The organism is Pseudomonas sp. R15(2017) (assembly GCF_002112685.1).
Taxonomy (GTDB): domain Bacteria; phylum Pseudomonadota; class Gammaproteobacteria; order Pseudomonadales; family Pseudomonadaceae; genus Aquipseudomonas; species Aquipseudomonas glycinae.
Window position 1 is genome coordinate 17,766 of the sequence record NZ_NEII01000003.1, and the last position, 18,440, is coordinate 36,205.

Below are 18,440 nucleotides of genomic sequence, written 5' to 3' on the forward strand. Positions count from 1 at the left end.
GTCGCGGATTTGTCGTGAGCGGAGAACCGTCCATGAGCAACGACTTGCCCGCCCGCCTCGCCGTGCCGGCACCACGCCGAAAACTCCCCCTGCTGAATCCGCTCTGGCGTCGGCGCTTCAAAGGCCTGGCCCTGCCACTGCTGATCGTGGTCGCCCTGGAATTCATCGTACGCATCGGCTGGCTGCCGTCCTACCAGATGCCGGCGCCGAGCGAGATTGCCCTGACCCTCACCGACCTGGCCGAAGGCGCCTTGTGGAAACACATCGGCGCCAGCCTGATTCGCGTGCTGCTGGGGTTTGCCATCGGCGCGAGTCTGGCGCTGGTGTTTGCCGCGTGGGTCGGTCTCAGCCGCGAAGCCGAGGCTTATCTGGAACCGACTTTCGCCGCGCTGCGTTCGATTCCCAGCCTGGCCTGGGTGCCGCTGTTGCTTTTGTGGCTGGGGATCGACGAGACCTCGAAAATCGTCCTGATCGCCATCGGCGCGTTCTTCCCGGTGTACGTCAACGTGGTCGCAGCGATCCGCAACATCGACCGCAAACTGGTGGAGGTCGGGCACATCTACGGCTTCAGCCCGCTGCAACTGGTGCGACGGATTCTGCTGCCTGCCGCCCTGCCCGGCCTGTTCACCGGATTGCGCAGCGGCATGAGCCTGGCGTGGATGTTTCTGGTGGCGGCCGAACTGATCGCCGCGACCAAAGGGCTGGGTTACCTGCTCAGTGACGGTCGCGAAACGTCGCGGCCGGACATCGTGCTGGCCGCGATCATCGTTCTGGCGCTGCTCGGCAAACTCAGCGACGGATTGCTCGCCGTTCTGGAGCGCCGCTGGCTGGTCTGGCGCGACGCTTTCAACGGTCAGGGCGGCAAGGAGTGAACCGTGCAACTAAGCTCAAATCTTCAGGCAGCTGCCGGAGGGTCGGCCGATGTGCGGAAGACTGTCGCAATACCGGGGCATCCACGATTTCGTCGCAGTGCTGAGCATTCCCGATGCGCTGATCAATCACGTCGGCGACGCGCCGCTGGCGCATTACAACGCCGCGCCCACGACCTCACTGGCGATTCTCCATCAGCACCAACAACGGCTGTACGCCGACAACTTGCGCTGGGGCTGGCGCCCGCACTGGGCCAAGGATCGCGCCGCGCCGATCAACGCGCGAGTGGAAAAAGTCGCCCACGGGCCGTTTTTTCGCGCGATCTGGCGCCATCGGTTGATCGTACCGGTCGACAACTGGTTCGAATGGGTCGATGCACCCGACAAAGGCCGACAGCCCTGGCTGATTCGTCGGGCTGATCATCAGCCGGTTTTCTGCGCCGCCATCGGCCAGTTTCCGGCACCCGGCGAACCTGCACGGGATGAAGACGGCTTTGTGATCATTACCGCCAACAGCGAAGGTGGCCTGCTCGATGTGCATGACCGGCGCCCGATCGTGCTGCGCGCTGATCGGGTGCAGGAATGGCTCGATCCCGCCACACCGACCGAGCGCGCCGAACAGATGCTGCTGTTTGAAGCCGAACCCAGCGAAGCGTTCCACTGGCACAAAGTCGGCAAAGCGGTGGGCAACTCCCGCAATCAGGGTGCGGAATTGATTGAAGCCGTACCGTAAATAAATGTCGACGCGATGCGTTATCAAAAGCAGGAGTTCAGCAATCGAATCCTGCGTGTTACACGCGGTGTTTCAAACGCGAAACATTCAACATAAACAGTCGTTTGATTGAACTAACCGCCCGTCTGACATTTCAACCGTCATACATACATTTACAAACACTACGGATAGCATGCGCGCCGCATTTCCTTTTGGCATACCAGTTGACCAAAGAGTCAGCAAAACCAGGAATCCCCCACAAACTTACAAGCCTTGCAGAGAATTAAGTTGCGCGACGATTTTGCAATCAAACAGGTCACAGGCCTGGAGTGTATTCATCTGTCCACGACAGAACGCTTTCAACTCGACTGTTTTATCGGCCACTACATCAAGACTCGAAACCTGCGTGACGTACCCGATATCGACCGCATCCTGCGCGCTACCCTCGAAAGCTATCCCTGCCACCCGCCGGTGATGGTCAACGAGTTGAATGCCTGGATCGACAAGACCTTGGGTTATCGGGCCTCCCACCCCGATTTCACGCAGCTGGAAGATCTTTGATGAAACGAAAAAGCCCCGCAACCGCGGGGCTTTTTCGTTGTGCCGTTCAGGGTTTCAGCGGGCGCTCCCGATCGCGGTCGGACAACTCGCGGCTGTCGTCATGCTTCCAGGTCTGCTCCTTGTGTTTTTCCCGCTCGATCTCTTCTTCACTCGGTTCGTCATCTTCCTCTGGACGGTTCTGCTCGGTTGCCATGTTCACCTCGCTGATGGAATTCATCCATTAAGCGTAGAACTTAAAGCCACCAGCGCAGTAGAAAGAAGAACGCCATGCTCAACAGCATGCTGAGCAATGTATTGCGCGTGTAGATCACCAAGCCGATTGCGACTAATGAACTCAGCAGATAAGGGTTATCCCACTGCAGATTCAGTTGTTTGTCCGGCATGAACACAATCGGCCCGCAAATCGCGGTCAACATGCCCGGCACGGCAAAACCGAGAAATTGCCGCGCGTTGCTGCTCAAGCGCACTGGCAAGCGTGGCTCAAGAAACACGTAGCGGTTGAGGAACACCAGAATCCCCATGCCGATAATCACTGCCCAGACCATCATGTGCGCTCCCGATACAGCTTGTTGCAGATAAACCCGGCGGTCATGCCGGCCAGCCCCGACAACACCAGCGCCGAACCCCATTGCCAGTAACTGAACAAAACCGAGCAGAACAATGACACCGCCACGCAGACCACCGTCGGCACATTGCGCACCACCGGGGTGATCAGGGCGATGAAGGTGGCGGCAATCGAGAAGTCCAGCCCCAGGTGTTCCAGTCCCGGAATACTGCTGCCGAGCACGATGCCGGCCAGGGTGAAGAGATTCCAGGCGATGTAGAACGTCAGGCCGACGCCCAGGGCGTACCAGCGGTTGAACTGCTGGCGGTCGTGTTGACTGGTCAGGGCGAACAGTTCATCGGTGAGCAAAAAGCCCAGGCCGATGCGCCAGCGACCCGGCAAAGGCGAAATCACATGACGCATGCTCATGCCGTAAAGCAAATGTTGCGAAGTCAGCAGCAGCGTGGTCAGCAGAATAGAGAAAATCCCCGCGCCGCCCTTGAGCATGCCGATCGCCACCAGTTGCGCAGCACCGGCGAACACAATGCTCGACAGGCCCTGCCCTTGCAGCGGCGTGAGGTTGGCTTCAATCGCCATGGAGCCGGCCAGCAGCCCCCAGGGTGCGGTGGCCAGCGATAACGGCATGATCGCCGCGGCTCCGCGAAGAAAGGCACTGCGCGGCATTGATGAGTCAGACATAACACGCTTCAACCGTGAGACAAGGCCCCGGACTCTGCCAGCAAACGCCCGTTGGTGGCTTGAACAATCTTGCGCAGTTGGCGCAAATCCCTCCTTCCGTCAGTCGTTTACCGGCGTAACATGGCAACCATTCACCCACGCGTCAGGGAGACGACATGCTGTATCGAATAGCCGCCGACGGGCTGGTGCTGTTTCATTTGCTGTTCATTCTGTTCGTGCTGTTCGGCGGGCTGCTGGTGCTCAAGTGGCCACGGCTGATGTGGCTGCATTTGCCAGCGGCGGCCTGGGGCGTGGCGGTCGAGGTGTTGCACCTGACCTGTCCGCTGACCTATTGGGAAAATCTGATGCGTCACGCTGCCGGGCAGACCGAATACGCCGGCGGGTTCATCGAACATTACGTCTGGCCGATCATCTACCCGACCGGGTTGACGCCACAGATTCAGCTGGTGCTGGGCAGCGTGGTGCTGGTGGTCAACCTGCTGGTCTACGGGCGTTTGATTCGCCGCTGGAAACTGCGGCGCGCCGCGCGCATTCCGTTTTAACGCGCTTTCAAGGTTTCCAGCCAGGCCGGATCGAGGCGCTTCTGATCGGTGTCCAGACCGAGCGCCTCCATCCGCGACTTGTGCGCTTCGACTTCACGATGCAATTGCGCATGATCGCTGGAGTTGCCGTCCAGTTCATGCATCTGGGTCAAGCCGAGGTGATAAAACCGCAGCACCTTCATCGCCACCGGATCACCCTTCTCCACCGCAGCCATCACCTGATGCATGACGTTGGTCACGCTCATCAGGCTGCGCTTGAGCCGCCAGCCGTACACCGCCGGGGCCATCCAGGTCTGGTTCCAGAATCGCCCGCGCAGCAACGCCGCCGTCAGTAGAAATGCGCCAAACACCCCGCCGACATTGAACCGCAGATTATCCCCGCCCGGCTCGCCGAACAGCGCCACCGCCACAGTCGAAAACACCATCGCCAGCACCAGAAACAGCACCGCGATGATCAGCGTGCTGCGCCGGGTCTGCTGGCGATAAGTGATGGCATCGATCGGTTGAATCTCGAACATCGCGACAGGCTTCCATGGCTTGAGTTAAAAAGAGGCTGCGCATTATCGCCTCTGAGGCGGATTTAGCTATGCTGGAGCGCCTTTTCATCTTTTCAACGTCCAACGGGGACATGGCGATACCACGCAGATCGTGCCATCTTCATTCATGGATACACACTATTCGGATGCCATTGGCCATACCGGCAATGACATCGTTTTAAGGATCACTGCATGACCCAACGACACGTAATCAATGCCTCGGTCAGCCCGAAAGGCAGCCTCGAAACCCTTTCCCAACGTGAAGTTCAGCAACTGAGCCAGGCCGGAACCGGCAGCACCTACACCCTCTTTCGCCAGTGCGCCCTGGCAATCCTCAATACTGGCGCCCATGTCGACAACGCAAAAACCATTCTTGAAGCCTACAAAGACTTCGAAATCCGCATCCACCAGCAGGATCGCGGTGTGCGCCTGGAACTGCTGAACGCCCCGGCTGACGCCTTCGTCGACGGCGAAATGATCGCCAGCACCCGGGAAATGCTGTTCAGCGCCCTGCGCGACATCGTCTACACCGAAAACGAACTCGATGCCCTGAGCATCGACCTCAGCACCTCCCAGGGCATCAGCGACTACGTCTTCCACCTGCTGCGCAACGCGCGCACCCTGCGTCCGGGCGTCGAGCCGAAAATTGTGGTGTGCTGGGGCGGCCACTCGATCAACACCGAAGAATACAAATACACCAAGAAAGTCGGTCACGAACTGGGCCTGCGCAGCCTCGACATCTGCACCGGTTGCGGCCCTGGCGTGATGAAGGGCCCGATGAAAGGCGCGACCATCGCCCATGCCAAGCAGCGGATTCACGGTGGCCGTTACCTCGGTCTGACCGAGCCAGGCATCATCGCCGCCGAAGCGCCGAACCCGATCGTCAACGAGCTGGTGATCCTGCCGGACATCGAAAAACGCCTGGAGGCCTTCGTCCGCGTCGGCCACGGCATCATCATCTTTCCGGGCGGCGCCGGCACCGCCGAAGAGTTCCTGTACCTGCTGGGCATCCTGATGCACCCGGATAACGCAGGCCTGCCGTTCCCGGTGATCCTGACCGGGCCGAAACACGCCGCGCCGTACCTGGAACAACTCGACGCTTTCGTCACAGCCACCCTCGGCGAAGCAGCGAAAAAGCACTACGAAATCATCATCGACGACCCGGCCGAAGTGGCGCGGCAGATGACAGCGGGCCTCAAGGCCGTGAAGCAATTCCGCCGCGAACGCGCCGACGCGTTCCACTTCAACTGGCTGCTGAAGATCGACGAAGGCTTCCAGCGCCCGTTCGATCCGACCCACGAAAACATGGCCAACCTCAAGCTGCACCGCGACCAGCCACCCCATGAACTGGCGGCCAACCTGCGCCGCGCGTTCTCCGGGATCGTGGCCGGCAACGTCAAGGACAAGGGCATCCGCCTGATCGAGGAACACGGGCCGTACCAGATCCGTGGTGACGCCGCAATCATGCAGCCCCTCGATCTGCTGCTCAAAGCCTTCGTCGCCCAGCACCGGATGAAACTGCCGGGCGGCGCAGCGTATGTGCCGTGCTACCGCGTGGTGTCCTGACCCTCAATGCATAAGCCCTGAAAACCCGTTCTTCAGGGCACCCCATAACACTGTGGGAGCGGGCTTGCCCGCGAAGGGGCCATCGCATTCAGCATCATTGTTGACTGACAGACCGATTTCGCGAGCAAGCTCGCTCCCACAAAAAGAGTGTGAACCATGGATCACATCAACCACATCCTGATTGTCGACGATGACCGCGAGATCCGCGAACTGGTCGGCAATTACCTGACCAAGAACGGCCTGCGCAGCACCGTGGTCGCCGATGGGCGGCAGATGCGCAGCTTTCTGGAAGCCAACACGGTCGACCTGATCGTGCTCGACATCATGCTCCCCGGCGATGACGGGCTGGTGCTGTGCCGCGAATTGCGCGCCGGCAAGCACAAGGCGATCCCGATCCTGATGCTCACCGCCCGCGACGACCAGACCGACCGGATCCTCGGCCTGGAAATGGGTGCTGACGATTACCTGACCAAACCCTTCGCCGCCCGCGAACTGCTGGCGCGGATCAACGCCGTGCTGCGCCGTACACGAATGCTGCCGCCCAATCTGCTGATCACCGAAACCGGGCGCCTGCTCGCGTTCGGCCGCTGGCGCCTGGACACCACCGCCCGCCACCTGCTCGATGAAGACGACACCATGGTTGCCCTCAGCGGCGCCGAATATCGCTTGCTCCGGGTGTTTCTCGATCATCCGCAACGAGTGCTCAGCCGCGATCAGTTGCTGAATTTGACCCAGGGTCGCGATGCCGACCTGTTCGACCGCTCGATTGATTTGCTGGTCAGTCGCCTGCGTCAGCGTCTGCTGGACGACTCCCGCGAGCCGACTTACATCAAGACCGTGCGCAACGAGGGTTATGTGTTCTCCTTCGCCGTGGAGATGCTCGCCGAATCCTGATGGATTTGTATCGCTCTGTATAAATTCGCCGCGCAGATACGTAACCCGTGTTTTCGCGCCGCATCACCACATATCAGCGATACACCCTCGCGTTTGAATGAACCCACCAGAAAGCACTGGCTCACTCATCATCAAACGCAAGGAGAAACACCATGTTCAAGTCCTCGAAATCCCTGGTACTCGCACTCAGCCTGCTCGGTGGCCTGGCCCTGGCCGACCTGGCATCCGCCAGCTCCCAGCCGCTGGTCGCCGAATACGGCTCGGAAAACCTGCAGAAGGATCGCGTTGCCGAAGGTGGCGCGGATCGTTTGCAGGAACTGCGTGAACGCGTGGCTGAAGGCGGTGCGGACCGTTTGCAGGAGCTGCGTGAGCGCGTCGCCGAGGGTGGTGCAGATCGCCTGCAGGAACTGCGCGAGCGCTCGGCCCGCAGCGTACTGGTCGCCGAGAACCGTCCCGAGTTCGGTTCCAAGTACCAGCGTTACTGATCGTTTGTACCCGCCGTTGTCGATTCCTGCCGGGGGCGCTCTGCCCCCGCAGCGATCACTACCGATAAGCCTTGTTCTCTGACACAAAAGCCCCGCTGTTTCCCCACGACAGCCGCCATGGCTCGTACTAAGCTTCGCGATTGATTTGTTCAGGGACGATCCATGAAACGTTTTGCCGCCTGTCTGCTGTCCATGCTGGCCCTGACGGCCAACGCGGCGGATTTGCAACTGCTCACCGACAACCACCCGCCCCTGCAATTCATGCAAGGCAATCAGCTCGCGGGATTCGGTGTGGACGTGGTGCAGGCCCTGGCGACCCAGACCGGCAACCGTATCCATCTGCAACAAGTCCCGCTGCTGCGCGCCCTGCGCATGGCCAGCGATACCCCCGACACCGGCGTATTCACCGTGCTGCGTACCGATGAGCGCGATGATCGCTATCAATGGGTCGGGCCGCTGATCGAAGTCGAAACCGCGCTGTACGCCCGCGACAATCTCCAGCCTCCCGTAAACAGCCTGCGTGAAGCCGATCACCTTGGCCGGATCACCGTGCCGCGCAAATGGCTGGTCTACAGCTACCTGCAAGGGCAAGACCTGAACAATCTCTACGGCGTGGAAACCCCGGAGCAGATGATGCGACTGTTCAGCCTGGGGCGTACCGATTTCGTGGTCTCCGATACCTGGTCCAAAGCCGCCCTCGCCCGCGAACAAGGCATGGAGCCGGGACGCTTGCAGTACCAGATCCCGTTGATGAAACAGAACACCTACATTGCCTTTTCGCCGCAGACCAATCCGAAACAGGTCGCACGCTGGCAGCAGGCGCTGGATACACTGCGGGCGGACGGCCGTCTGGAGCAGCTGCGCCAGCGCTGGCTGAGCAATACCCTCCCGCGCTGATCGCGCATCAACACCTTCGATAACAACTATGCGCAAGGGTGTTTTCACATCAAAACCCTCCAGCACTACAGTGGGCCCCATCTTCTCCCCACTCTCTGGAGCAACATCATGAAAGACATCATCGCACTCGGCTTCATTGTTTCCCTGATTGGCGCCACCTCCGCCATCGCTGCCCCACACGCCAGCACTCCAGTTGTCGCGGCTGCAACCATCGGCCAGTCCGGCACCCTGAACGTCGACACCGTCAGCGTCGATGCCGAACACCAAGGCAGTCTCAAACTGCAACAGAACGCCGAACCGACCAAACTGTACGTCGCGGAAAACCGCCCGGAATTCGGTTCCAAATATCAGCGCTACTGAGTGATCGGTTTGAGCTGCCAGAAACAGGAAACCCCGCCGAAGCGGGGTTTCTTGCATCTTGCGTCAGCGCACCAGTCGCGCGGCCAGTGCCTTGGCCTGCGACGCCACATCCGTGACGGCGGTGCTCTCCCACCACATGCCACGCAACGGCGGGCCCATGGCGAACAGGCGGGGCGAAACCCGGCCTTCGGCATCCAGCACAGCGCCGTCCACCGCGGCTGCGATGCCCAGCGCCAGCGGCCCCGGACGAACCAGACCGCGCGCCAGCAACTGCTGCGGCAAAGGTCGCGCGACACGGCGCCAGTCGTACTCGATGCCGCTTGAGTTGATCAACGCCGCGCCCTGCACCACGCGGGTTTCAGCCTCGCCGCGAGGGCGAATGCGGATACTCACGCCGTCGCCCGATACCGGCTCAAGCCCCTTGAAAGACGCCGCATGAATACGCAATCGTCCTTCCTGGTGCAGACGCTCGACCAGTTCCGCACTCAGCGGCGGCGAACGATGGTGATGACTTTCCCACCACGGCCGCACATGCCGCACGAACTGCCGGCGCTGCACATCGCTGGCCTGGCTCCACAACCGACCGATGTGCGCACGCACGGTGTCCAGCGGCGCCTGCCAGTCGATGCCTTGTGCAATGGCGTCGTGGCAATGCCGGCGCAATTCGCGCAACAACTGGCGTGGCGTGCGGAGGCTGTGATCCTCGGCGAGGAAGTCAACCCACGCGGGCGGTTGACGACGCACATGGGGCAACAGCCCGTGCCGGGAAAACACCTCGATCGGCCCGCGATGCCCGGCCTGCTCCAGCGACACCACGGCATCGACCATGGTCAGGCCGGAACCGATGATCAGCACCGTCGAGTGCGGATCGAGCTGGCGCATGGCCGCGACATCCCAAGGATCGAGTGCCGCCGCGTTGAGGCCGCTGGATTGTTTTTGCGGGGTACGTGCCGCCGGGAACATCCCGGTCGCCAGCACTGCGAAAGCGCCTTGAAGTTGCTGGCCGTCACTCAAGGTGAGCTGCACGGAATCGCCGCAGTCCTGCAAATCGACCACTTCGGCCCGTACATGCTCGACCGTCGAGCCGTGTTGCGCGCCCACCTGCTGCGCTTCAGTCAGACGCTGCTGCACATACACGCCGAACAGCCCCCGTGGCGGAAACAGTTCGCTGACCGGAACATGTTGCTGATCCGACTCCGGCCAACCGCCACCGGCAATGTGATCAGTAAGCCATTGGGTCAGGTCATCGGCATTGTCCGGGTCAACGCTCATCCGCGCGGCGTTGCCGTTGAGCGTGTGGCCCAGTTCCACCGCGCTGTACGCTTCACCCCGGCCCAGTTCAGCCCGGGGCTCGATCACCAGAATCTTTCTGCGCCCCGGCAAACGCAGCAATTGCACTGCCAGCATCGTGCCGCTGAGGCCGCCGCCGACAATCAGGATGTCGGCGTGACGGATGGCGGTCGTATCGGTTTGAGTCATGCCGTTCTCGCAACTGAGGATGTGCTCGGGCCAGTGTCATTCAGACGCCGCGAAGGCGTCTAGACGGACGCCATTTTTTTATCATGCCGATGCGACTTGCAGCGTGTTTCATTCCGTTGCGACTGTCAGATCACCACATTACGCACAAAACGCGCCGCCACTTCCCCATCATTGCGATAGGCGTGCGGCTGATTACTGGCGAACATGTAGAACTCTCCGGCGGCAATGTGCTGTGGCTGGTCGCCGAGCATCAGAGTCAGGCAGCCCTCGAATACGAAAATCTGCTCGCTCCAGCCTTCGGCGTCCGGCTGCGAGGGATAGACCTCGCCCGGTTGCAGGCACCATTCCCACTGCTCCACCGCGCGAGTGGCATTGGCCTTGGACAGTAAAACGGCTTTGCTGCCGGGGATGCTTCCGACCCAGGCCAGTTCGTTGATACGGCCGGGATCACGATTGTCCGGGGCCTGGATCAGATCGCTGAAGGCCACTTCAAGAGCTTCGGCGACGCGGTCAAGGGTGGTCAGGCTGACATTTTTTTCACCGGCCTCGATGGCCACCAGCATCCGCCGACTGACGCCGGACTTTTCCGCGAGAGCCGTCTGGCTCATGCCGGCGGCATGGCGCAGGCGCCGGACATTCTGGCTGACGTGTTGCAGGACCGAAGCCCGCTGTACGGAATCTCTGTGCACTATATTGCTCACTGACTGGGGCTGGGCAGTATACTGCGCAACATTTGGCGCATTGTGCGTCTCCTCCTTAAAAGTGCGCAAGGTCATGACGTCAGCCAATCCTTCTCAATCTCCCCTGCGGTTTTCCCGGTTCAGCAAAGCCGAGTGCGTGCTGGTGCTGATCACCATGCTTTGGGGCGGCACCTTCCTGCTGGTGCAGCACGCGATGACCGTCAGCGGCCCGATGTTTTTCGTCGGCCTGCGCTTTGCCGCCGCCGCTGGCATTGTTGCGCTGTTCTCCTGGAAACACCTGCGGGAACTGACCCTGTTCGAACTCAAGGCTGGCGCCTTTATCGGCGTAGCGATCCTGCTCGGTTATGGCTTGCAGACCGTTGGGTTGCAGAGTATCCCAAGCAGTCAGTCGGCGTTCATCACCGCGCTGTACGTGCCGTTCGTGCCACTGCTGCAATGGCTGGTGCTCGGTCGGCGCCCGGGTTTGATGCCGAGCATCGGCATCATGCTGGCGTTTACCGGGCTGATGCTGCTTTCCGGGCCATCCGGGGCTTCGCTGAATTTCAGCCCCGGTGAAATCGCCACGCTGATCAGCGCCATCGCGATTGCGGCCGAAATCATCCTGATCAGCAACTATGCGGGGCAGGTCGATGTGCGCCGGGTAACCGTGGTGCAACTGGCGACGACTTCGGTGCTGTCGTTTTTGATGGTGGTGCCGACCGGCGAGGCGATTCCGGACTTCTCGTGGTTGTTGTTGAGCACCGCCCTGGGCCTCGGCGCGATGAGTGCGGCGATTCAAGTGGCGATGAACTGGGCGCAGAAAAGCGTTTCGCCGACCCGCGCGACCTTGATCTATGCCGGTGAGCCAGTGTGGGCCGGGATCGTTGGACGCATTGCGGGAGAGCGCCTCCCAGCGATTGCATTGGTGGGTGCGGGGCTGATCGTGGCGGCGGTGATCGTCAGTGAATTGAAGACCAAAGGCAAAGAGACACAAACGGTCACGGAAGAATTGGAGCACGAGACCGAAGGCTAAACGGGGGTTTTACGGCTACTTTGTAGGATTCAGAGACATCCTCGCGTTTGGCGATCCGGGAGCTGGCACGTATGATGCTTCACAAACTTCCGCAGATTAGAAGCCTATGTCCCTGATAGTTCTACTGCTTCTGCCTTTTCTGGGCAGCTGTCTGGCAGCCGTGCTGCCGCACAACGCACGTAACGCCGAATCTCTGCTGGCAGGCCTGGTCGCACTGATCGGGACTGTCTCGGTCGCGATGCTGTATCCGCAGATCGCCCACGGCGGCGTGATCCGCGAGGAGTTCACGTGGCTGCCCAGCCTGGGCCTGAACTTCGTTCTGCGCATGGACGGCTTCGCCTGGCTGTTCTCGATGCTGGTGCTGGGCATCGGCACCCTCGTTTCCTTATATGCACGTTATTACATGTCGCCGGATGATCCGGTGCCGCGTTTCTTCGCGTTTTTTCTGGCGTTCATGGGCGCCATGCTCGGGCTGGTGATCTCCGGCAACCTGATCCAGATCGTGTTCTTCTGGGAGCTGACCAGCCTTTTCTCGTTCCTGTTGATCGGCTATTGGCACCACCGCCACGACGCGCGCCGTGGGGCGTATATGGCGTTGATGGTCACCGGTGCCGGAGGTTTGTGCCTGCTGGCGGGGGTCATGATCCTCGGCCATGTGGTCGGCAGCTATGACCTGGACAAGGTCCTGGCCGCCGGCGACCTGATTCGCGCACATGCTCTCTACCCCATCCTGCTTCCCCTCATTCTTATCGGCGCCCTCAGCAAAAGCGCCCAGTTCCCCTTCCACTTCTGGCTGCCCCACGCCATGGCGGCGCCCACACCGGTTTCGGCGTACCTGCACTCGGCGACCATGGTCAAGGCCGGGGTTTTCCTGCTGGCCCGGCTGTGGCCGTCGCTGTCCGGCAGTGAAGAGTGGTTCTACATCGTCAGCGGCGCCGGCGCCGCCACGCTGTTGCTCGGCGCGTACTGCGCGATGTTCCAGAACGACCTTAAAGGGCTGCTGGCCTACTCGACCATCAGCCACCTCGGTCTGATCACGCTGCTGCTGGGCCTGAACAGTCCGCTCGCTGCTGTGGCGGCGGTGTTCCACATTCTCAACCACGCGACCTTCAAGGCCTCGCTGTTCATGGCCGCCGGGATCATCGACCACGAAAGCGGTACCCGCGATATCCGCAAGCTCAATGGCCTGTTCAAACTCATTCCATTCACCGCCACCCTGGCAATGGTCGCGAGTGCGTCGATGGCCGGCGTGCCGCTGCTCAACGGTTTTCTGTCGAAAGAGATGTTCTTCGCCGAAACCGTGTTCATCAACGCCACCGCGTGGGTTGAAACCAGCCTGCCGATCGTCGCGACCATTGCCGGTATGTTCAGCGTTGCCTACTCGCTGAGATTCACCGTTGATGTGTTCTTCGGCCCGACCGCCACCGACCTGCCGCACACCCCGCATGAACCACCGCGCTGGATGCGTGCGCCGGTGGAACTGCTGGTGTTCACCTGCCTGCTGGTGGGGATTTTCCCGGCCCAGGTGGTCGGCCCGTTGCTGGCCGCTGCCGCGTTGCCGGTGGTGGGCGGCGTGCTGCCGGAATACAGCCTGGCGATCTGGCACGGCCTCAATGCACCGATGATCATGAGCCTGATCGCCATGTCCGGCGGCATCGTGCTGTATCTGCTGCTGCGCAACCAGCTCAAGCGCGGCCGCTTCAAGTATCCGCCGCTGGCGGGCCGCCTCAACGGCAAGCGAATGTTCGAACGCAGTCTGGTGGTGATGATGCGCCTGGCTCGACGCCTGGAGCGGCGAATCGGCACCAAGCGCCTTCAAGCGCAATTGTTCCTGATGGTGCTGGCGGCAGTGCTGGCCGGCCTGATCCCGATGCTGCACAGCAGCCTGAGCTGGGGCGACCGGCCGAAGATCCCCGGTTCCATCGTGTTCGTGACCCTGTGGCTGCTGGCAATCGCCTGCGCCCTCGGCGCCGCGTGGCAGGCCAAGTATCACCGTCTCGCCGCCCTGACCATGGTCAGCGTCTGCGGGCTGATGACGTGCGTGACGTTCGTCTGGTTCTCGGCGCCGGATCTGGCCCTGACGCAGCTGGTGGTCGAAGTGGTGACCACCGTCCTGATCCTGCTCGGCCTGCGCTGGCTGCCACGGCGGATCGAAGAGGTTTCGCCGTTGCCAAGCAGCCTGCGCAAGGCGCGGGTACGCCGTCTGCGCGACCTGCTGCTGTCGATTGCCGTCGGCGGCGGCATGGCGCTGCTGTCCTACGCCATGCTGACCCGGCAGACGCCGAACGACATTTCCTCGTTCTACCTGAGTCGCGCCCTGCCTGAGGGTGGTGGCAGTAACGTGGTCAACGTGATGCTGGTGGATTTCCGTGGTTTCGACACCTTAGGCGAAATCACGGTGCTCGCCGCCGTGGCGCTGACCGTGTTCGCCCTGCTGCGGCGTTTCCGCCCACCGAAAGAAAGCCTGCAACTGCCGGCCCAGCAACGCTTGCTCGCCCCCGATGTGGTCACCGACCTGGTCAACCCGCGCTCGGCCAGCGACACCGCGCTCGGCTTCATGATGGTGCCGGCGGTGCTGGTGCGCCTGCTGCTGCCGATTGCGCTGGTGGTGTCGTTCTACCTGTTCATGCGCGGGCATAACCAGCCGGGCGGCGGTTTCGTCGCCGGCCTGGTGATGTCGGTGGCGTTCATCCTGCAATACATGGTCGCCGGCACCCAGTGGGTCGAGGCGCAAATGAGCCTGCGCCCACTGCGCTGGATGGGCACCGGCCTGCTGTTCGCCACCGTCACCGGGCTTGGGGCGATGGCGGTCGGGTATCCGTTCCTGACCACCCACACCTGGCACTTCAGCCTGCCGCTGCTGGGTGACATCCATATCGCCAGCGCGCTGTTCTTCGATATCGGCGTCTACGCCGTGGTGGTCGGCTCGACCTTGCTGATCCTCACCGCCCTCGCCCACCAATCGGTCCGGGGCCACAAAACCGCTGCCGCCAAAGGAGCCGTCTGATGGAAGAAGTCATCGCAATCGCCATCGGCGTGCTCGCCGCGTCCGGGGTCTGGCTGATCCTGCGGCCACGGACGTTCCAGGTGGTGATGGGCCTGTGCCTGCTGTCCTACGGCGTCAACCTGTTCATCTTCAGCATGGGCAGCCTGTTCATCGGCAAGGAGCCGATCATCAAGGACGGCGTGCCGCAGGACCTGCTCAACTACACCGACCCGCTGCCCCAGGCGCTGGTGCTGACGGCCATCGTCATCAGTTTCGCCATGACCGCATTGTTCCTGGTGGTGTTGCTCGCCTCACGGGGCCTGACCGGTACCGACCACGTTGATGGAAGGGAGCCCAAGGAATGACGGCGATGACTCACCTGATCGCCGCACCGATCCTGCTGCCGCTGCTGACCGCCGCCATCATGCTGATGCTCGGCGAGAAGCACCGTCCGCTGAAGGCGAAAATCAACCTGTTCTCCAGCCTCCTCGGCCTCGGCATATCGGTAATGCTGCTGCAATGGACCCAGACCACCGGCGTTCCCGGTTCGATTGGGGTTTATCTGCCGGGCAACTGGCAGGTGCCGTTCGGCATCGTGCTGGTGGTCGATCGTCTGTCGGCATTGATGCTGGTGCTGACCGGAATCATTGGCGTCAGCGCCCTGCTGTTCGCCATGGCCCGCTGGGACGGCGCCGGGTCGAGCTTCCACGCCTTGTTCCAGATTCAGTTGATGGGACTTTACGGCGCATTCCTGACGGCGGACCTGTTCAACCTGTTCGTATTCTTCGAGGTGCTGCTCGCCGCATCCTACGGCCTGTTGCTTCACGGCTCGGGCCGGGCACGAGTGTCGTCGGGGCTGCATTACATTTCGATCAACCTGCTGGCCTCGTCGCTGTTTTTGATCGGCGCGGCATTGATCTACGGAGTGACCGGCACGCTGAACATGGCGGATCTGGCCCTGAAGATCCCGCTGGTGCCGGAAGCCGACCGAGGCCTGTTGCACGCTGGCGCAGGGATTCTGGCCGTGGCGTTCCTGGCCAAGGCCGGCATGTGGCCGCTGAACTTCTGGCTGGTGCCGGCCTACTCGTCGGCCAGTGCGCCGGTAGCGGCGATGTTCGCGATCATGACCAAGGTCGGCGTCTACACCCTGCTGCGTCTGTGGACGCTGTTGTTCTCCGGCCAGGCAGGCGCTTCGGCGTATTTCGGCGGCGACTGGCTGATCTACGGCGGCATGGCCACCATGGCCGGCGCAGGTGTGGCGATCATCGCCGCGCAGCGCCTGGAACGCATGGCCAGCCTGAGCATTCTGGTGTCGGCGGGAATTCTGCTGTCTGCCGTGGGGTTCGCCCAGCCGAACCTGATCGGTGCGGCGCTGTTTTATCTGGTCAGCTCGACCCTGGCGTTGAGCGCACTGTTTCTGCTGGCGGAGTTGATCGAGCGTTCGCGCACCGCCATCGAAGTGCCGCTGGAAGACGAGAACGAACTGCTGCCGCGTCCGCAAGAGTGGCAACGACCGGTCAAGGGCATCAACCTCGACGACGATCAGAAAGCGCTGGTTGGTCAGGTGATTCCGTGGACCATGGCTTTCCTCGGTCTGAGCTTCATTGCCTGCGCGCTGCTGATCATCGGCATGCCGCCGCTGTCCGGGTTCATCGGCAAGCTCAGCCTGATCGGCGCCCTGCTCAACCCGCTGGGACTCGGTGCCGGCGAACCGATCTCGAATGCTGCCTGGGCGTTGCTGGCCCTGCTGATCCTTACCGGCCTCGGCTCGCTGATGGCGTTCTCGCGCCTGGGCATACAGCGCTTCTGGTCGCCAGAGGAGCGCCCGTCGCCCGTGCTGCGCAAACTGGAATGCACGCCGATTTTCCTGCTGCTCGGCCTGAGCATCGCCCTGACCTTCAAGGCTGAACCGCTGCTGCGTTACACCCAGGCAGCGGCCGAGGCTCTGAACAACCCGCAGCAATACGTAATGGCGGTGCTCGGCACCCGCGCCGTGCCGAGTCCGGAAGCCAAGGCTGCGCTGCTGGAGGTGCAACCATGAAACGTCTGTTTCCTGCTCCTTGGCTGTCGCTTGCGCTGTGGTTGCTGTGGCTGGTGCTGAACCTGTCGGTCAGCCCGGGCAACCTGCTGCTGGGTGCCGTACTCGGTTTCTGCGCCCCGCTGATGATGCGCAAACTGCGCCCGCAACGGATTCACATCCGCCGCCCGGGCACGATCCTGCGATTGTTTCTGCTGGTCGGGCGTGACGTGATCGTCTCGAACCTGCAGGTGGCCTGGGGCGTTCTCAACGCCGGTCGCCGGCCGCTTCGTTCACGTTTCATCAAGGTGCCGCTGGACCTGCGCGATGCCAACGGTCTGGCGGCGCTGTCGATGATCTGTACGGTCGTGCCCGGCACGGTGTGGTCGGAGCTGGCGCTGGATCGCAGCATTCTGTTGCTGCACGTGTGGGATCTGGATGACGAGGCGCAGTTCATCCAGCACTTCAAGATCACTTACGAGCGGCCGTTGATGGAGATTTTCGAATGAGCCCGCTGCTGTCGAACGCGATTCTGCTGACGCTGTTCCTGTTTTCCCTGGCCATGGTCCTTACGCTGGTGCGCCTGTTCAAAGGCCCGTCGGCGCAGGACCGGGTACTGGCGCTGGATTACCTGTACATCGTCGCCATGCTGATGATGCTGACCCTGGGGATTCGTTATGCCAGTGACACCTACTTCGAAGCGGCGCTGCTGATCGCGCTGTTCGGCTTCGTCGGCTCGTTTGCCCTGGCGAAATTCCTCCTGCGTGGCGAGGTGATCGAATGAACGCTGAACTGTCTCTCTGGGTGGAAATCCCGGTGGCGATCCTTTTGGTGCTCAGCGGTATTTTCGCCCTGATCGGTGCGACCGGCCTGTTGCGGATGAAAGATTATTTCCAGCGCATGCACCCACCGGCGCTGGCCTCGACCCTCGGTGCGTGGTGCGTGGCGCTGGCCTCGATCATCTGTTTTTCAGCGCTCAAGTCCGGGCCGGTGCTGCACGCATGGCTGATTCCGATTCTGCTGTCGATTACCGTGCCGGTGACTACCTTGCTGCTGGCGCGGGCGGCGCTGTTCCGCAAGCGCATGGCCGGGGATGATGTGCCGGCCGAGGTCAGCAGCCGGCGCACTGAAACCGGCAGTTAAATCCAGGCAACAGCCAACAGCCCGGCTCCCAATATCAGACACAGCGGCGAGTAAACCCAAGTGTCGAGCCGGGCGAACCGCGACCCCTTCACTTCCTTGAAAAAACCCACCAGTTCCGAATCGCCAATCGCCCGCGCAAACATCAGCAGCGCAATCGCGCTGATCACCCATTGCAGCGCCCAGTGATGCACGGCGGGCAGCCACCATCCCACTCGCATGCACACCAGTGCGGCAATCAGTAGCAGGGCTGCTGCCACCACCAGCGTGATCCAACCTGACGGCTTGAACGCCGGCCTGAGTGTCAGCCCGCCGTTGTCCACCGGGACCTGCGGCACCACCGCCACGGCTGCCCATTGCCCACCCATCGCCCAATACACATGCATCAGGCTGATCACCGCAAATATCGTCACCAGCCATTGAGCCAACACAAAGGTCAT

The 18,440-nt window shown here is 61.7% G+C and carries 23 protein-coding genes; 16 read left to right on the forward strand and 7 right to left on the reverse strand.

Translation table 11 applies throughout. From position 1 onward, the window contains the following. Nucleotides 1-32 precede the first annotated feature (32 nt). From CAF77_RS06885 to CAF77_RS06895, 3 genes are all read left to right on the forward strand, one after another. Nucleotides 33-872, forward strand: a complete 840-nt coding sequence (locus tag CAF77_RS06885) for an ABC transporter permease (protein WP_085654218.1) — start codon at nucleotides 33-35, stop codon at nucleotides 870-872. A 49-nt stretch (nucleotides 873-921) separates the two neighbouring features. Further along, nucleotides 922-1,602: an SOS response-associated peptidase gene (locus tag CAF77_RS06890; RefSeq protein WP_085654219.1), complete on the forward strand. Its 681-nt coding sequence runs from the start codon at nucleotides 922-924 to the stop codon at nucleotides 1,600-1,602. Nucleotides 1,603-1,869: 267 nt separating this feature from the next. Beyond that, nucleotides 1,870-2,142, forward strand: a complete 273-nt coding sequence (locus tag CAF77_RS06895) for a hypothetical protein (protein WP_007950513.1) — start codon at nucleotides 1,870-1,872, stop codon at nucleotides 2,140-2,142. A gap of 46 nt (nucleotides 2,143-2,188) precedes the next feature. Here CAF77_RS06895 and CAF77_RS29310 read toward each other — a convergent pair whose 3' ends face one another. From CAF77_RS29310 to CAF77_RS06905, 3 genes are read right to left on the reverse strand one after another with little or no spacing between them, the layout of a single operon-like run. Beyond that, a complete protein-coding gene (locus tag CAF77_RS29310; protein WP_170928936.1) occupies nucleotides 2,189-2,335 on the reverse strand; it encodes a hypothetical protein in 147 nt (48 codons plus the stop codon). 40 nt (nucleotides 2,336-2,375) lie between these two features. Next, nucleotides 2,376-2,687 (reverse strand): AzlD domain-containing protein, encoded by a 312-nt coding sequence (locus tag CAF77_RS06900; protein ID WP_166742327.1) that lies wholly within the window; start codon nucleotides 2,685-2,687, stop codon nucleotides 2,376-2,378. After that, nucleotides 2,687-3,385 carry an AzlC family ABC transporter permease gene (locus CAF77_RS06905; protein WP_011334675.1) on the reverse strand — a complete coding sequence of 233 codons (699 nt, stop codon included), beginning with the start codon at nucleotides 3,383-3,385 and terminating at the stop codon, nucleotides 2,687-2,689. Before CAF77_RS06905 ends, CAF77_RS06900 begins: the two co-directional genes overlap by 1 nt. A gap of 155 nt (nucleotides 3,386-3,540) precedes the next feature. Between CAF77_RS06905 and CAF77_RS06910 the strand changes: the two genes are divergently transcribed. After that, the gene (locus tag CAF77_RS06910; protein ID WP_085654220.1) at nucleotides 3,541-3,927 is read left to right on the forward strand and encodes a DUF2784 domain-containing protein; all 387 of its coding nucleotides are present in this window, start codon (nucleotides 3,541-3,543) and stop codon (nucleotides 3,925-3,927) included. On the opposite strand, the gene CAF77_RS06915 is transcribed toward CAF77_RS06910, so the two are convergent. After that, entirely contained in the window at nucleotides 3,924-4,445 is a 522-nt protein-coding gene (locus CAF77_RS06915; RefSeq protein WP_085654221.1) for a DUF3087 domain-containing protein, read from the reverse strand. The genes CAF77_RS06910 and CAF77_RS06915 overlap by 4 nt on opposite strands. Nucleotides 4,446-4,655: 210 nt before the next feature. On the opposite strand from CAF77_RS06915, the gene ppnN reads away from it, so the two are divergent. From ppnN to CAF77_RS06940, 5 genes are all read left to right on the forward strand, one after another. Beyond that, nucleotides 4,656-6,029: a nucleotide 5'-monophosphate nucleosidase PpnN gene (gene ppnN / locus CAF77_RS06920; protein ID WP_007950520.1), complete on the forward strand. Its 1,374-nt coding sequence runs from the start codon at nucleotides 4,656-4,658 to the stop codon at nucleotides 6,027-6,029. A gap of 156 nt (nucleotides 6,030-6,185) precedes the next feature. Next, complete coding sequence (locus tag CAF77_RS06925; RefSeq protein ID WP_039766999.1) at nucleotides 6,186-6,923, forward strand: response regulator; 738 nt, start codon at nucleotides 6,186-6,188, stop codon at nucleotides 6,921-6,923. A 152-nt stretch (nucleotides 6,924-7,075) separates the two neighbouring features. Continuing rightward, nucleotides 7,076-7,408: a hypothetical protein gene (locus tag CAF77_RS06930; RefSeq protein ID WP_085654222.1), complete on the forward strand. Its 333-nt coding sequence runs from the start codon at nucleotides 7,076-7,078 to the stop codon at nucleotides 7,406-7,408. Nucleotides 7,409-7,570: 162 nt separating this feature from the next. Then, complete coding sequence (locus tag CAF77_RS06935; RefSeq protein WP_085654223.1) at nucleotides 7,571-8,305, forward strand: ABC transporter substrate-binding protein; 735 nt, start codon at nucleotides 7,571-7,573, stop codon at nucleotides 8,303-8,305. Between the two features lie 108 nt (nucleotides 8,306-8,413). After that, the gene (locus CAF77_RS06940; RefSeq protein WP_064379419.1) at nucleotides 8,414-8,665 is read left to right on the forward strand and encodes a hypothetical protein; all 252 of its coding nucleotides are present in this window, start codon (nucleotides 8,414-8,416) and stop codon (nucleotides 8,663-8,665) included. Between the two features lie 63 nt (nucleotides 8,666-8,728). On the opposite strand, the gene CAF77_RS06945 is transcribed toward CAF77_RS06940, so the two are convergent. Next, on the reverse strand, nucleotides 8,729-10,144 hold the full coding sequence (locus CAF77_RS06945) for an FAD/NAD(P)-binding protein (protein ID WP_085654224.1): 1,416 nt from the start codon (nucleotides 10,142-10,144) through the stop codon (nucleotides 8,729-8,731). A gap of 125 nt (nucleotides 10,145-10,269) precedes the next feature. Next, nucleotides 10,270-10,833, reverse strand: coding sequence for a helix-turn-helix domain-containing protein (locus CAF77_RS06950; RefSeq protein WP_085654225.1), 564 nt, complete (start codon nucleotides 10,831-10,833; stop codon nucleotides 10,270-10,272). 85 nt (nucleotides 10,834-10,918) lie between these two features. Here CAF77_RS06950 and CAF77_RS06955 point away from each other — a divergent pair, with 85 nt between their 5' ends. The 7 genes from CAF77_RS06955 (at nucleotide 10,919) to CAF77_RS06985 (ending at nucleotide 18,003) form a co-directional block, all read left to right on the forward strand. Beyond that, nucleotides 10,919-11,857: a DMT family transporter gene (locus tag CAF77_RS06955; protein WP_085654226.1), complete on the forward strand. Its 939-nt coding sequence runs from the start codon at nucleotides 10,919-10,921 to the stop codon at nucleotides 11,855-11,857. A gap of 106 nt (nucleotides 11,858-11,963) precedes the next feature. Next, nucleotides 11,964-14,864 carry a monovalent cation/H+ antiporter subunit A gene (locus tag CAF77_RS06960; RefSeq protein ID WP_064379427.1) on the forward strand — a complete coding sequence of 967 codons (2,901 nt, stop codon included), beginning with the start codon at nucleotides 11,964-11,966 and terminating at the stop codon, nucleotides 14,862-14,864. Further along, complete coding sequence (locus CAF77_RS06965; protein ID WP_003192163.1) at nucleotides 14,864-15,208, forward strand: Na+/H+ antiporter subunit C; 345 nt, start codon at nucleotides 14,864-14,866, stop codon at nucleotides 15,206-15,208. The genes CAF77_RS06960 and CAF77_RS06965 overlap by 1 nt, the downstream gene beginning before the upstream one ends. Beyond that, nucleotides 15,205-16,884, forward strand: coding sequence for a monovalent cation/H+ antiporter subunit D (locus CAF77_RS06970; RefSeq protein ID WP_064379429.1), 1,680 nt, complete (start codon nucleotides 15,205-15,207; stop codon nucleotides 16,882-16,884). The genes CAF77_RS06965 and CAF77_RS06970 overlap by 4 nt, the downstream gene beginning before the upstream one ends. Continuing rightward, on the forward strand, nucleotides 16,881-17,369 hold the full coding sequence (locus tag CAF77_RS06975) for a Na+/H+ antiporter subunit E (RefSeq protein ID WP_064379431.1): 489 nt from the start codon (nucleotides 16,881-16,883) through the stop codon (nucleotides 17,367-17,369). Before CAF77_RS06970 ends, CAF77_RS06975 begins: the two co-directional genes overlap by 4 nt. Beyond that, a complete protein-coding gene (locus CAF77_RS06980) occupies nucleotides 17,366-17,644 on the forward strand; it encodes a K+/H+ antiporter subunit F (protein ID WP_011334688.1) in 279 nt (92 codons plus the stop codon). Before CAF77_RS06975 ends, CAF77_RS06980 begins: the two co-directional genes overlap by 4 nt. Next, nucleotides 17,641-18,003, forward strand: coding sequence for a Na+/H+ antiporter subunit G (locus tag CAF77_RS06985; RefSeq protein WP_064379433.1), 363 nt, complete (start codon nucleotides 17,641-17,643; stop codon nucleotides 18,001-18,003). The genes CAF77_RS06980 and CAF77_RS06985 overlap by 4 nt, the downstream gene beginning before the upstream one ends. On the opposite strand, the gene CAF77_RS06990 is transcribed toward CAF77_RS06985, so the two are convergent. Continuing rightward, nucleotides 18,000-18,440, reverse strand: a complete 441-nt coding sequence (locus CAF77_RS06990; protein WP_007950535.1) for a DUF3995 domain-containing protein — start codon at nucleotides 18,438-18,440, stop codon at nucleotides 18,000-18,002. The genes CAF77_RS06985 and CAF77_RS06990 overlap by 4 nt on opposite strands.